14 protein-coding genes are annotated in these 12984 nt (G+C 71.4%); 4 read left to right on the top strand and 10 right to left on the bottom strand.

Annotated elements, in window-relative coordinates:
* Window positions 1–161: 161 nt before the first annotated feature.
* From fabF to fasR, 5 genes are all read right to left on the bottom strand, one after another.
* Complete coding sequence (fabF, locus tag AB0958_RS22490; protein ID WP_366892230.1) at window positions 162–1424, bottom strand: beta-ketoacyl-ACP synthase II; 1263 nt, start codon at window positions 1422–1424, stop codon at window positions 162–164.
* A 118-nt stretch (window positions 1425–1542) separates the two neighbouring features.
* The gene (locus tag AB0958_RS22485; protein ID WP_046425089.1) at window positions 1543–1791 is read right to left on the bottom strand and encodes an acyl carrier protein; all 249 of its coding nucleotides are present in this window, start codon (window positions 1789–1791) and stop codon (window positions 1543–1545) included.
* Between the two features lie 89 nt (window positions 1792–1880).
* Entirely contained in the window at window positions 1881–2912 is a 1032-nt protein-coding gene (locus AB0958_RS22480; protein WP_366892229.1) for a ketoacyl-ACP synthase III, read from the bottom strand.
* A gap of 17 nt (window positions 2913–2929) precedes the next feature.
* The gene (locus AB0958_RS22475; protein ID WP_366892228.1) at window positions 2930–3841 is read right to left on the bottom strand and encodes an ACP S-malonyltransferase; all 912 of its coding nucleotides are present in this window, start codon (window positions 3839–3841) and stop codon (window positions 2930–2932) included.
* A gap of 89 nt (window positions 3842–3930) precedes the next feature.
* A complete protein-coding gene (gene fasR, locus AB0958_RS22470; protein WP_366892227.1) occupies window positions 3931–5136 on the bottom strand; it encodes a fatty acid biosynthesis transcriptional regulator FasR in 1206 nt (401 codons plus the stop codon).
* Window positions 5137–5211: 75 nt separating this feature from the next.
* Between fasR and AB0958_RS22465 the strand changes: the two genes are divergently transcribed.
* Window positions 5212–5865 carry a pirin family protein gene (locus tag AB0958_RS22465; protein WP_366892235.1) on the top strand — a complete coding sequence of 218 codons (654 nt, stop codon included), beginning with the start codon at window positions 5212–5214 and terminating at the stop codon, window positions 5863–5865.
* 99 nt (window positions 5866–5964) lie between these two features.
* On the opposite strand, the gene AB0958_RS22460 is transcribed toward AB0958_RS22465, so the two are convergent.
* Both AB0958_RS22460 and AB0958_RS22455 read right to left on the bottom strand, forming a co-directional pair.
* Complete coding sequence (locus tag AB0958_RS22460) at window positions 5965–6789, bottom strand: serine hydrolase domain-containing protein (protein ID WP_366892226.1); 825 nt, start codon at window positions 6787–6789, stop codon at window positions 5965–5967.
* Between the two features lie 19 nt (window positions 6790–6808).
* Window positions 6809–7279, bottom strand: coding sequence for a GNAT family N-acetyltransferase (locus AB0958_RS22455; RefSeq protein ID WP_366892225.1), 471 nt, complete (start codon window positions 7277–7279; stop codon window positions 6809–6811).
* Window positions 7280–7377: 98 nt separating this feature from the next.
* Between AB0958_RS22455 and AB0958_RS22450 the strand changes: the two genes are divergently transcribed.
* Window positions 7378–7845, top strand: coding sequence for a MerR family transcriptional regulator (locus AB0958_RS22450; protein WP_366892224.1), 468 nt, complete (start codon window positions 7378–7380; stop codon window positions 7843–7845).
* 69 nt (window positions 7846–7914) lie between these two features.
* Here AB0958_RS22450 and AB0958_RS22445 read toward each other — a convergent pair whose 3' ends face one another.
* The 3 genes from AB0958_RS22445 to AB0958_RS22435 all read right to left on the bottom strand — a co-directional run bounded on the left by AB0958_RS22445 (window position 7915) and on the right by AB0958_RS22435 (window position 10780).
* Window positions 7915–8766, bottom strand: coding sequence for a DUF4429 domain-containing protein (locus tag AB0958_RS22445; RefSeq protein ID WP_366892223.1), 852 nt, complete (start codon window positions 8764–8766; stop codon window positions 7915–7917).
* Window positions 8767–8833: 67 nt separating this feature from the next.
* Entirely contained in the window at window positions 8834–10051 is a 1218-nt protein-coding gene (locus tag AB0958_RS22440; RefSeq protein WP_366892222.1) for an alpha/beta hydrolase, read from the bottom strand.
* Between the two features lie 102 nt (window positions 10052–10153).
* Window positions 10154–10780 carry a TetR family transcriptional regulator gene (locus tag AB0958_RS22435; RefSeq protein WP_366892221.1) on the bottom strand — a complete coding sequence of 209 codons (627 nt, stop codon included), beginning with the start codon at window positions 10778–10780 and terminating at the stop codon, window positions 10154–10156.
* Between the two features lie 66 nt (window positions 10781–10846).
* Here AB0958_RS22435 and AB0958_RS22430 point away from each other — a divergent pair, with 66 nt between their 5' ends.
* Window positions 10847–12466, top strand: coding sequence for an MFS transporter (locus tag AB0958_RS22430; protein ID WP_366892220.1), 1620 nt, complete (start codon window positions 10847–10849; stop codon window positions 12464–12466).
* 222 nt (window positions 12467–12688) lie between these two features.
* Complete coding sequence (locus AB0958_RS22425; RefSeq protein ID WP_366892219.1) at window positions 12689–12979, top strand: small hydrophobic protein; 291 nt, start codon at window positions 12689–12691, stop codon at window positions 12977–12979.
* Window positions 12980–12984 lie beyond the last annotated feature (5 nt).

Here is a 12984-nt window from a genome sequence, read left to right as displayed (position 1 = left end):
GTTCCCCGCGCCCCTGAAGGGGCGCACCGCAGCGCCCCTTCTTTTAGGGGCGCGGGGAACTGCGCGACCAGCCCCCACCCACCGGTCAGCAGACAACGAAACGCACAGTGGCCCGAACTCCACTCACGGAGTCCGGGCCACAGCCTTCAGCGCAGCGTTTCTCACACGGTCCGGAACGCAAGGACCACGTTGTGGCCCCCGAACCCGAACGAGTCGTTCAGCACGGCGATCCGCCCCGCGGGCAGCTCCCGGGCCTCACCCCGCACCACATCCGCGTTGACCTCGGGGTCGAGGTCGTCGAGGTTGATGGTCGGCGGAGCCGTCCGGTTCACCAGCGCCAGGATCGACGCGACGGTCTCGATGCCGCCGGCGCCGCCCAGCAGGTGCCCGGTCATCGACTTGGTCGCGGAGATCGCCATGTGGTCGACGTCGTCGCCGAACACCTTGCGCAGCGCCTTGATCTCGGCGACGTCACCCTGCGGCGTCGACGTCGCGTGCGCGTTGACGTGCACGATCTCGGCCGGCTTCAGATCCGTGTTGTCGAGCAGGTTCTGCAGCGCCTGCGCGATCCCGTTGCCGGACGGCTCCGGCTGCGTGATGTGGTGCGCGTCGGCCGAGATGCCCTGGCCGAGCGCCTCGACGTAGATCCGCGCCCCGCGCGCCTTCGCGTGCTCCTCGGACTCCAGGACGATCACGCCCGCGCCCTCACCGAGCACGAAGCCGTCCCGGCCGGAGTCGTAGGGACGCGACGCGCCCTCGGGGTCGTCGTTGTTCTTGGACATCGCCATCATGTTGCCGAAGGCGACGATGGGCAGCGGGTGGATGGCGGCCTCGGTACCACCGGCCACCACCACGTCCGCACGGCCGGTACGGATCATCTCGATGGCGTACCCGATGGCCTCGGCGCCGGAGGCGCAGGCCGACACGGGGGTGTGGACGCCGGCCCGCGCGCCCAGCTCGATACCGACGTTGGCGGCCGGCGAGTTGGGCATCAGCATCGGAACGGTGTGCGGGGAGACCCGGCGTACGCCCTTCTCCTTGAGCACGTCGTACTGGTCCAGCAGGGTCGTCACACCGCCGATGCCGGAGGCGATGACCGCGCCGACCCGGTCGGGGTTGGCGGACTGGTCCTCACCGGCCTTGGCGGTGAAACCGGCGTCCTTCCATGCCTGCTGAGCGGCGATCAGCGCGAACTGCGCGGACCGGTCCAGCTTGCGGGCCTGCGGACGCGGCAGGATCTCACTCGGTTCGACGGCGATCTGCGCCGCGATACGGACGGGCAGTTCGGCCGCCCAGTCCTGCTCCAGGAGGCTGACACCGGACTTGCCGGCGACCAGCGCCTCCCAGAACGAAGCTGCGTCGCCACCCAGCGGTGTGGTTGCGCCGATACCGGTGACGACCACGGTGCGATTGGTCGGGCTCACGGGAATTCTTTCTCCAACGGATACGGGATTCGACGGCGCCACCGCCGGGTGGCGGGGCCTAGCGGCCGGGGGCCCCGGCGGGACTCGGGTCAGGCGCCCGAGTCCCGGGCGGGGGTGCTCAGGCCTGGTGCTTGAGGATGTAGTCGGTCGCGTCGCCGACGGTCTTGAGGTTCTTGACGTCCTCGTCCGGGATCTTGACGTCGAAGCGCTCTTCGGCGGCGACGACGACCTCGACCATGGACAGCGAGTCGACGTCCAGGTCGTCGGTGAAGGACTTGTCCAGCTGGACGTCCTCAACCGGGATGCCGGCGATCTCGTTCACGATCTCGGCGAGACCTTCGACGATCTCTTCCTGAGTGGCGGCCATGTCAGGCGCTCCTTCTTAGATGTTCCAGACGGTTGCTGCGGTGTTGCAGTCGGCGCACCGCACCGGATGCATGATCCGGCACGGAGTGCCTAGGGGAGGGTAACGACAGTGGCGGCGTAGACGAGACCCGCCCCGAACCCGATGACGAGCGCGGTGTCGCCGCTCTTCGCCTCGCCGGTCGCCAGGAGCCGCTCCATCGCGAGCGGGATCGAGGCGGCCGAGGTGTTGCCGGTGGTGCGGACGTCACGGGCGACCGTGACGTGCTCCGGCAGCTTGAGAGTCTTCACCATCGAGTCGATGATCCGCACATTGGCCTGGTGCGGGATGAAGACGTCCAGGTCGTCCGCGCTGATTCCGGCCGCGTCCAGCGCCTGCTGCGCGACCTTCGCCATCTCGAACACGGCCCAGCGGAACACCGCCTGGCCCTCCTGCGTGATCGCAGGAAACTTGATGTTGCCCTGCCTGTCGAGCGGCAGGCCGGACCGGTCACCGAAGTGGAACAGGTCCCAGGGAATGGTCTGCTTGATGGTCTCGGACTTGTCGCCCTCCGACCCCCACACGGTCGGGCCGATCGCCGGCTCCTTCGAGGGGCCGACCACGGCCGCGCCCGCGCCGTCGCCGAACAGGAAGGCGGTGGCCCGGTCCTCCAGGTCGGTGAGGTCGCTGAGCCGCTCCACGCCGATCACCAGGACGTACTCGGCGGAACCCTCCACCACCATGCCCTTGGCGAGGGTCAGGCCGTAGCCGAAGCCCGCGCAGCCCGCCGAGATGTCGAAGGCGGCGGCCTTGTCGGTGCCCAGCTTGTCGGCGATCTCGGTGGCGACGGCAGGGGTCTGGCTGAAGTGCGAGACGGTCGAGACGACCACGGCGCCGACCTGCTCGGCCGAGATGCCCGCGTCCGCGATCGCCTTGCCGGCGGCCTCGATCGACATCGCGGCGACCGTCTCCTCGGGGCCCGCCCAGTGCCGGGTCTCGATGCCGGAGCGCGAGCGGATCCACTCGTCGGACGAGTCGATCGTCTCGAGGATCACCTCGTTCGGCACCACACGGGTCGGGCGGTAGCCGCCGACGCCGAGGATGCGCGCGTACGGGGCACCCTTGCTGGGCTTGATCTTCGACATCGCAATTGGCTCCTGATTCAGCTGTGCTCGGCGATGAGCTCGCGGGCCGCGTCGAGGTCGTCGGGGGTCTTCAGGGCCAGCGTCCGCACACCGGGCAGGGCACGCTTCGCCAGACCGGTCAGGGTGCCGCCGGGGCACACCTCCAGGAGGGCGGTGACGCCGAGCTCCTGGAAGGTCTCCATGCACAGGTCCCAGCGGACCGGGTTGGCGACCTGGCCGACCAGACGGTCCACGATCTCGGCGCCGCCGGCGACGGTCCGGCCGTCCTTGTTGGACACGTAGGTGATCTTCGGGTCGGCCGGCGAGAGCTTCTTGGCGGCCTCGGCCAGCGCGTCGACCGCGGGGCTCATGTGGTGCGTGTGGAAGGCGCCGGCGACCTTGAGGGCGACGACCTTGCGGACGCCCTCGGGCTTGTCCTCGGCGAGCGCCGCGAGCTGCTCCAGGGTGCCCGCGGCGACGATCTGACCGGCGCCGTTGATGTTCGCGGGGGTCAGGCCGAGCTTCTCCAGGTGCGCGACGGAGACGTCCGGGTCGCCGCCGAGCAGCGCCGACATGCCGGTCTCGGTGATCGCGGCGGCGTCGGCCATGGCCAGACCCCGCGTGCGGACGAGGGCGAGCGCCTCGTCGTCGGTCAGGACGCCGGCGACCGTGGCGGCGGTGATCTCACCGACGCTGTGCCCGGCGACCGCGCCCGGGGTGACGGCACCGAGTGCCGCGGTGGACACCAGTCCCGCCGCGACCAGCAGCGGCTGGGCGATCGCGGTGTCCCGGATCTCGTCGGCGTCGGCGTGCGTGCCGTAGTGCACGAGATCGAGACCGATGGCGTCCGACCAGGCACGCAGACGGTCCTCGACACCGGGGAGGTCGAGCCAGGGGGTCAGGAAGCCGGGCGTCTGGGCGCCCTGGCCGGGAGCGACGAGTACGAGCACTCTCACACTCTCTCTTGTGGACGGCCACGGCCGCCCGTGGGGACAGGGACGAAGAACACGAGGGGGTTTTGTGGGCCCCCGACAAAACGCTATGCCTGGAGATCTCCATCGACCAGACGCCCCAGGATCAGCGCGATCCGCAGCGTGAAGGCGGATCTTACATCGGACGGCGACCATCCGGTGACGTCTGTCACACGTCGGAGCCGGTAGCGCACGGTGTTCGGGTGGACGAAGAGCATCCGGGCGGCGCCCTCCAGGCTGCTCGCCTGTTCCAGATAGACACTCAGCGTTTCCAGCAGCGCCGAGCCCGCTTCCTCCAGTGGTCTGTAGATCTCCTCCACCAGCTGCTCGCGCGCGCTCGGATCGCCCGCGATGGCGCGCTCCGGCAGCAGATCGTCCGCCAGCACCGGCCGCGGCGCGTCCTGCCAGGCGGAGCACGCCTTGAGTCCCGCGGCGGCGGCCTGCGCGGACCGGGTGGCGGCCAGCAGATCCGGTACGACGGGCCCCGCGACGACCGGCCCGGCGGCGAACGGCCCGATCAGCGACTTCGCGACGGCCAGCGGGTTGTCGTTGCCGCCGGCGATCACGACCAGCCGGTCCCCGAGCACCCCGGTCAGCACCTGGAGCTTGGCGTGCCGGGAGGCCCGCCGGATGGCCTCGACGGTCAGCTCGCTGTCCCCGTCGGGCGCGGTGCCGAGCACGACGCACACGTGGTCCGGCGAGTTCCAGCCGAGCGCGGCGGCCCGGCTCACCGCGCCCTCGTCCGCCTCGCCGCTCAGCACGGCGTTCACCACCAGCGACTCGAGACGCGCGTCCCAGGCACCCCGTGCCTCGGCGGCCTGGGCGTACACCTGGGCGGTGGCGAAGGCGATCTCCCGCGCGTACACGAGCAGTGCCTCGCGCAGCACCCTCTCGTCGCCCGGGGCCGCCACCTCGTCGATGGCGCTCTCCATGACCTCGATGGTGGTGCGCACCATCTCCACGGTCTGCCGCAGCGTGATCGCCCGGGTCAGCTCGCGCGGCGCGGTCCCGAACACGTCCGTCGAGATGGCCTGCGGGGCGTCGGGGCGCCGGAACCACTCCGTGAAGGCGGCGATACCCGCCTGGGCGACCAGCCCGATCCAGGAGCGGTTCTCCGGTGGCATCGCCCGGTACCACGGCAGGGTCTCGTCCATGCGTGCGATGGCCTGGGCGGCGAGGCTGCCGGACGACTTCTCCAGCCGCTTCAGGGTCGCGGAGTGCGGGTGGACGTCATGAGCCGGGGGGTCGGACTTGCGCGTTACGGGTTCGGGCACGGGGACAAGACTGCCTCATCCGGGCGGGCACCTGCGCCGCCGGGTGTGCCGACCGCGGTCTACGGTGGTCCCGTGATGGACGTCAGGCGCGCGGCGCAGCGCTACCGGGGCGGGGAGCCGGCGGCCGGGATCGAGTCCCGCCACGCCTTCTCCTTCGGCCCCCACTACGACCCTGGCAACCTGCGCTTCGCCGCGCTCATCGCCTGCAACGAGGAGCGGCTGGCGCCGGGGGCCGGCTTTGACGAGCATCCGCACAGCCACACCGAGATCGTGACGTGGGTGGCCGAGGGCGAGCTGACCCACCGCGACTCCGAGGGCAACGAGACGGTGGTCCGCCACGGGGACGTGCAGCGCCTCAGCTCCGCCGGGGGCGTGCGGCACGTGGAGCGCAACGACGGGGCCGGTCCCCTGACGTTCGTGCAGATGTGGCTGGCGCCGGTGCGGGCGGGCGGTGAGCCGTCGTACGAGATCGTCCGGGGCATCGCGGACTCGACCCCGTACGCCGTCCCGGAGGCCGGGGCGATGCTGCACGTCCGCCGCCTGGCGGCGGGGGAGCGGACGGCGGTGCCGGACGGGGCCCACGTGTACGTGCACGTGGTGCGGGGGGAAGTGCGGCTCGGAGGAGAGGTGTTGGGGCCCGGGGACGCGGCGCGGGTCGCTGACGCGGAGGACCTGGAGGCGGAGGGGCTGACGCCGGTGGAGCTGCTGATGTGGGAGATGGCGGGGTAGCTCGGCCCGCGTGGCGCCACGGGCCGGTGGGGCTGGTCGCGCAGGCCGGTGGGGGCTGGTCGCGCAGTTCCTCCCCCCGGCCTTCGGACAGGGGCTCCCTCAGCCCCGCAGCTCCGCCAGCACCGCGTCCGCGAACGCCGGCCATGCCTCGATCGCCCAGGGGCCGAACGCCCGGTCCGTCAGGGCGACGCACGCGAGCCCCGCGTCCGGGTCCGCCCACAGGAACGTCCCCGACTGGCCGAAGTGGCCGAAGGTGCGGGGCGAGGACGAACCGCCCGTCCAGTGCGGGGACTTGGAGTCGCGGATCTCGAACCCCAGCCCCCAGTCGTTCGGGTTCTGGTGGCCGTAGCCCGGCAGCACGCCCTTCGTCCCGGGGTACTGCACGGTCAGCGTCGCCTCCGCCACCGTCCGCGGGTCCAGCAGTCTCGGTGCCTGGAGTTCCGCGGCGAAGCGGAGCAGGTCCGCCACCGACGAGACGCCGTCCTTCGCCGGCGAGCCCTCCAGGGAGGTCGACGTCATGCCGAGAGGTTCCAGCACCGCCTGCCGCAGGTACTCCGCGAACGGGATCTCCGTGGCCTTGGCGACATGGTCCCCGAGGACCTCGAACCCGGCGTTGGAGTACAGCCTCCGCTCCCCGGGCGGCGCCGTCACCCGGTGCTCGTCGAAGGCCAGCCCCGAGGTGTGCGCGAGCAGATGCCGTACCGTCGCCCCTTCGGGTCCCGCCGGCTCGTCCAGCTCGACCGCCCCCTCCTCGTACGCGACGAGCACCGCGTACGCGGCCAGCGGCTTGGTGACGGAGGCCAGCGGGAAGCGGTGACCGACGGACCCGTGGGTGCCCAGGACCGTCCCGTCGGCCCGTACGGCACCGGCCGCGGCGGTGGGCACCGGCCACTTCTCGATCAGCGCGAGGCTCTGCAAGGACATGCCGTCGAGCCTATGCGGCTCAGAGCGTCAGCATCATCGTGGGGTCCGGCTTGTGCACGAAGCCGAGCGCGGCGTAGAGGGGCTCGGCCTCGGCGGACGCGGTCAGCATGACCTGCCCCGCGCCCCGCTCCCGGAACCAGGCCAGCAGCTCCTCCATGCACGCGCGCGCGTACCCGCGGCGACGGGCCTGCGGGTCGGTGGCCACGCTGAAGACGTACCCGCAGCGCCCGTGCGGGTTGCCCGCCTTGCCGATCCGGTAGTCGATCGTCCCCACGACCAGCGCCGCCGGCGCCCCCGGCCGGTCGGGACGGTCCACGACGAACGCGGCGAAGTCGCCGTCCTCCTCACCGAGCCGCTCCGTGAGCCCCGGCAGCGCCAGGGCGTGCCAGCCGGTGGAGGCGTCCCCGCCGGGAAGCGCGTCGATCATGACCTGGCGCAGCCGCAGTACTTCGGGCGCGTCCGCGGGGGTGGCACGGCGTACGAGACTCATGGCCACGCACGCTAGCCAGGTCCGCGCGGTCGCGTCGCCCGGTTTTCTCACCGGTTCCGCTTGCTTGGAGTGCACTCGAAGGTCATAGCGTGGGGGGCATGACGGTGATGCAGACCACGACCGCGGCCCCCACCGAGCAGTCCGACCGCGAGCCCGCCGACATCTGTTCCGCCCCACCCCGCCGGCACCCGCGCCCCGAGGGCCAGGACCGCTACACGATCAGCGAGGTCGTCGCCGTCACCGGCCTGACCGCCCACACCCTGCGCTGGTACGAGCGGATCGGCCTGATGTCCCACATCGACCGCTCCCACACCGGCCAGCGCCGCTACACCAACCGCGACCTGGACTGGCTGGACTTCGTGACCAAGCTCCGGCTGACCGGCATGCCGGTGGCGGACATGGTGCGCTACGCGGAACTGGTGAGGGAAGGCGAGACGACCTACCCCGAGCGCCGCGAGCTCCTGGAGCAGACGAGAAGGGACGTCGTGGCCCGCATCGCCGAGCTGCACGACACCTTGTCGGTCCTGGACCGCAAGATCAGTTTCTATGAGACAGGCGGCAACTGAAACGCCCCTGAAAGGGGCGCGAGGAACTGCGCGACCAGCCCCCACGGGCGGAGAGCCGAGTACGGCCTGTCACAGCTCGGCCAGCAACTCCGCCTTCTTCGCGGAGAACTCCTCGTCGGTGACCAGCCCCGCCTGATGCAGCTCCCCCAGATGGCGGATCCGCTCGGCGATGTCGGCGGGGTCGCGGCGCCCGGTCGGTGCCGGCACCGCGGCCGCCCCCCTCGCCCGTACCGCCTCCAGCACCGCCGCGGCGAACGGCAGCGACTCGTGCACCGGGCCGTACCCCAGCCCGAACACCACGGTCGCCGGGTCCTGGTCCGCCGGGACCGGCGCCGCCGCCCCCGCGAGGTCCCGCCGCAGCAGGCGTAGATGTCCCTCGAAGACCTCCGGTGACCGCCACTCCACACCGCCCAGGTCCGCGACCGCGAACCGCTGGTCGCCGGCCTTCCACTTGGCCGTCGACGCTCCCGTCCACGACCACCGGAAGTGCACGGCGGCGCCGTCGAAGCTCGCCTTCCCGTCGTACGCCTTGAACTGCCGGGGCGCCTCCGGTGCGGCCACCAGGAACTTCTCCGCGGGCCCCGACGCGGTCAGCAGCGGGCGCAGCTCGTCGGCGTAGTACTCGGCGAGGGTCGCCCGCTCGGCCGGCAGCACCAGCCGGTACGGGTCGCTGCCGTCCTTCAGCTGGCCGGCCGCCGCCTCCAGCAACGGATCCGCGCCGGGACGCGGTTGGGCGCGCAGGACGACCGTGCCGCGCTTGCCCGGGGTGACGGTCACGGACTCCAGCGCGGCCAGCGGCACCAGCCGCTCGCCCAGGGTCTGGAACAGCTTGGGTGTTCGGATCCCGCGTTCGTAACGGATGCGCACGGAGTCGGACTCGAACTCCCAGGCGGCATGAAATCCGGCCAGTACGTCACCCATGCGGCTCATCGTATGCGGCACGTGCTTCTCAGTCCCATCCCCGCGCGCACCGCACTTCCTGCTGTTTCTACGCGCGTTCGGCCATCAACGTGTCGGGCAGACCCGCCCGGCACCCGTCATCCTCGTGGGCGCAGGTGACCGCGCCGTATGCGCCGACCCCGATGTCCGCGAGGTTGCGCAGGCTGTCCGTGCCGGGCACGAAGTACCCGGCGTGTCCCTGGGCGTCGTGCGCCGACAGCACCCTGGCCCCGAAGGAGGCGGAGACCGGGTCGGCGCCGTGGCCGAGCCCGCCGAGCTCCAGATAGGGGACGTCCTGGATCCAGTCGGTGGCGTCGCGCATCGCCCAGACCCGGGCCGAGGTGCCCAGCTGCGAGGCGTTCTCGGCCCGCATGCCGGGGCTCGCGGCCACGGCTATGTCGGCCACCCGGCCCGGCATGCCGCGCGCGGCCACCCCGCAGAGCACCGAGCCGTAGCTGTGGCAGAACATCGACACCGGCGCCTCGCCGGGCAGCGCGCGCAGCAGCGCGTTGAGACGTACGGCGCCCAGCGCGGCGGCCGTGCCGGTGGCCGCGCCCACGCCGAGCCCGTCGGGGGCGGTGTAGTCGGCCCAGGCGATCACCGCGGTACGGGTCGAGGGGCTCGCCCTGTGCTCCGCCCGGTACAGCGCCTTGGCCATGCCGACCGGGGCGGTGTACTCGCGGTTCGTCCTCTGGAAGGTGAGCAGGTCGGTGTCGACGCCGGGCACGACCACCGAGATCCGCTCGGCCCTGGTGAGGTCGCCGAGCACCTCGGCGATGCGGCCGTCGCCGTCCGGGTCGAAGGCGAGGATCTGCCGCCCCGTGGTGAGCAGCGCCTCGTAGCGGTGCATGCGGCGGCCCGCGTCCTGCTGTCCCGCCGCGCTGAGCCGTGGGTCGTGCATGCGTTTCTTCTCGACCTTGCGCTGCTGGTCGAGCGCGATGTCGTTGGCGCGGTAGCGCAGTTCGACCGGGGCGCCGTTCATGTTGCCGACGGCCAGCGGGTAGCGGTGGGCGAGCCGGTCGCGCTCCGGTGCGGTGAGCGACGCGAAGAAGCGGGTGAGCCGCGCGGGCGACGCCTCCGGGTCCGGCAGCCGCAGACCGTGGACGCTGCCGTGCTCCCAGCTGTCCAGGGAGGACTGCAGGGCGGTGGCCTCGCGGTGGGTGCGCAGTGCGGTCCAGCCGGTGGTCGCGAGCATCACGAACACCACGGCGAGGGCGAGCAGCGCGCGCCAGACGTTGAGGGGCGGGGAGGTGTCGAAGGAAGTCACTGGGAGGACACACTAGGAGAACGAAGGGGTCTCGCGGTAACCGAGTGACAGTTATCACGTTTCGACGAAGACCGGGCCGATCTTGGGCCGGTGTGGCACTCCTCAGACCTGGCGCCAGTCGCCGGTGAGCGCCGGTCCCAGCTGATCGAGGTGGGCCGCGGTGAGTTCGCGGATCGCCGTGGCGCTGAAGTCGCCGCGGACCGACCACTGCCGCTCGGTCACCCTGATGACCGCGCCGAAGACGGCGACCACCAGCCGGGGGCGGGGGTCGGAGTCCGGGTCGACGCCCTCCCGTTCGGCGATGATCCGGGAGATCTCCTCCTCGGTCTCCGCCTGGCGCCGCAGATGGGCGGCGAACAGGATCGGAGTGGCCTCGATCATCTTGTACGTGCGCATGAGGAGCTCGACCGGGACGTACCGCTCGACGGCCTCCTCGATGGTCTCCCAGCTGTCCATGACGGACCGGCGCAGCGCCTCCAGGGGCGCCTCCTCGGCCGGGCGGCCGCGCACCGCCGCCACGAAGTGCGCCTCGGTGAGCCGCGGCACGAAGAAGGCCACGTCCTCCTTGCTGGCGAAGTAGCGGAAGAAGGTGCGCTGCGAGACGTCGACGGACTCGGCGATCTCGTCGACGGTGGTCCGCTCGTACCCCTGGGCCGCGAACAGCTCGAGCGCGGACCGCAGCAGGGCGTCCCGGGTGCGCTGTTTCTTGCGTTCGCGCAGCGTTTCCATGCCTGACAGTTACTGACTAGTGAAATTGTTTGTCAACTGTCAGTGGCTGTCACTAGCCTCGAAAGCATGACTAGTCAGACCACGCTCGACGCGACGGGGCCGGGGGACAAGGCGTCGGCAGCCCCGTCGCCGCAGCCGTCGGCCTCCGGCCTGCGCGGCCATCCCTGGTTCACGCTGATAACCGTCGCCGTCGGGGTCATGATGGTGGCCCTCGACGGCACCATCGTGGCCATCGCCAACCCGGCGATCCAGAAGGACCTCGGCGCCACCTTCGCCCAGGTGCAGTGGATCACCAACGGCTACTTCCTGGCCCTCGCCGTCTCCCTGATCACCGCGGGCAAGCTCGGCGACCGCTTCGGCCACCGGCAGACCTTCCTGATCGGCGTGGTCGGCTTCGGCGCCGCCTCCGGCGCCATCGGCCTGTCCGACAGCATCGGCCTGGTCGTCACCTTCCGCGTCTTCCAGGGCCTGTTCGGCGCGCTGCTGATGCCGGCCGCGCTCGGCCTGCTGCGGGCCACCTTCCCGGCCGAGAAGCTCAACATGGCGATCGGCATCTGGGGCATGGTCATCGGCGCCTCCACCGCCGGCGGCCCGATCCTCGGCGGTGTGCTGGTGCAGCACGTCAGCTGGCAGTCGGTGTTCTTCATCAACGTGCCGGTCGGACTGATCGCCCTCGCGCTCGGCGTGGTCATGCTGCTCGACCACCGGGCGGAGAACGCCCCGCGCTCCTTCGACCTGCTCGGCATCGGCCTGCTCTCCGGTGCGATGTTCTGTCTGGTCTGGGCCCTGATCAAGGCGCCGACCTGGGGCTGGGGCGACGGCAGGACATGGGCGTTCCTCGTCGTGTCGGTGCTGGGCTTCGCCCTCTTCTCCTTCTGGGAGACGAAGGTCGCGGAACCGCTGATCCCGCTGGGCCTGTTCCGCTCCGTGCCGTTGTCGGCCGGTGTGGTCCTGATGGTCCTCATGGCCATCGCCTTCATGGGCGGTCTGTTCTTCGTGACCTTCTACCTGCAGAACGTGCACGGGATGGACCCGGTCGACGCCGGTCTCCACCTCCTCCCGCTCACCGGCATGATGATCGTCGGCTCTCCGCTGGCGGGCGCCGCGATCACCAAGCTCGGCCCGCGGATCCCGCTGGCCGGCGGCATGGCGGCCACCGCGATCGCCATGTACGGCATGTCCACGCTGAAGGCGGACACCGGCAGCGGGATCATGGCCGTCTGGTTCGCCCTGCTCGGCCTCGGCCTGGCGCCGGTCATGGTCGGCGCCACCGAGGTCATCGTCGGCAACGCCCCGATGGAGCTCTCCGGTGTGGCCGGCGGTCTCCAGCAGGCCGCGATGCAGATCGGCGGCAGCCTCGGCACGGCCGTCCTCGGCGCCGTGATGGCCTCCAAGGTCGACAACGACCTGCCGGGCAACTGGGCCGACGCGGGGCTGCCGAAGCTGACCTCGGCGCAGCTGGCCCAGGCCTCCGAGGCGGTCCAGGTCGGGGTCGCGCCGATCGCCGAGGGCACGCCCGGGCCCGTCGCCGCGAAGATCACCGGGGTCGCCCACGACACGTTCATCTCCGGGATGAGCCTGGCCTCGCTCGTCGCGGCGGGCGTGGCGGCGGTCGCGATCCTCGTCGCGCTGCTCACGAAGCGGGGCGAGAACGCGGACGCCGGCGCGGGCGTGGGCCACATCTGACCCTGGTTCAGGCGTGGTTCACCTATCAGGGTGACTCCGCTCAAGATCCCTCGCGTTCGGCACGCGCCGCAGGTCACAGTGGGTCAAGTCCTCCGCAGGGCATGGGGGGACACCGGGCCGCGGCGCGCTGCTGGAGGGGGGCAGCGCGCGGGCAGGTCTGCGGACGCGGAACAGGGGTACCCGGTCATCACACCCGAACAGTCCATGAGGACAGAGGAGTTGATGATGGCGAGCTTCGGCCAACGCACACGCGGGTACCCCCGTTCACGTGGCCGCACAGGTGCACGGGACGGGCTGGACCGTGGGACGCTGGGCATCATCGGCACGATCTGCGCCGTCGCCGGCTTCTTCACGTTGGGGATCATCCTGGGCCCGGCCGCACTGGTGTGCGGCTGGCTCTCCATGGGTCGGGCGTGGAACCCGAAGAGCTCGATACCGGCGCTGGTCGCGGTGGTCCTGGGCGCGATCGACACGCTGCTGGCGCTGCTGTTCCTGGGCGGAGTATCGCTCTAGGCGCG

It is taken from the genome of Streptomyces sp. NPDC006655 (genome assembly GCF_040703965.1).
GTDB lineage: Bacteria > Actinomycetota > Actinomycetes > Streptomycetales > Streptomycetaceae > Streptomyces.
The sequence above is the reverse complement of the archived record's forward strand: the minus strand, read 5'-3'. Positions and strand labels throughout refer to the sequence as shown.

Excerpts from the sequence above, each read along its gene's own strand:
- AB0958_RS22485 (WP_046425089.1), bottom strand. The coding sequence starts at position 1,791 with ATGGCCGCCACTCAGGAAGAGATCGTCGAAGGTCTCGCCGAGATCGTG.
- AB0958_RS22480 (WP_366892229.1), bottom strand. The coding sequence starts at position 2,912 with ATGTCGAAGATCAAGCCCAGCAAGGGTGCCCCGTACGCGCGCATCCTC.
- AB0958_RS22465 (WP_366892235.1), top strand. The coding sequence starts at position 5,212 with ATGGACGTCAGGCGCGCGGCGCAGCGCTACCGGGGCGGGGAGCCGGCG.
- AB0958_RS22460 (WP_366892226.1), bottom strand. The coding sequence starts at position 6,789 with ATGTCCTTGCAGAGCCTCGCGCTGATCGAGAAGTGGCCGGTGCCCACC.
- AB0958_RS22455 (WP_366892225.1), bottom strand. The coding sequence starts at position 7,279 with ATGAGTCTCGTACGCCGTGCCACCCCCGCGGACGCGCCCGAAGTACTG.
- AB0958_RS22450 (WP_366892224.1), top strand. The coding sequence starts at position 7,378 with ATGACGGTGATGCAGACCACGACCGCGGCCCCCACCGAGCAGTCCGAC.
- AB0958_RS22445 (WP_366892223.1), bottom strand. The coding sequence starts at position 8,766 with ATGGGTGACGTACTGGCCGGATTTCATGCCGCCTGGGAGTTCGAGTCC.
- AB0958_RS22435 (WP_366892221.1), bottom strand. The coding sequence starts at position 10,780 with ATGGAAACGCTGCGCGAACGCAAGAAACAGCGCACCCGGGACGCCCTG.
- AB0958_RS22430 (WP_366892220.1), top strand. The coding sequence starts at position 10,847 with ATGACTAGTCAGACCACGCTCGACGCGACGGGGCCGGGGGACAAGGCG.
- AB0958_RS22425 (WP_366892219.1), top strand. The coding sequence starts at position 12,689 with ATGATGGCGAGCTTCGGCCAACGCACACGCGGGTACCCCCGTTCACGT.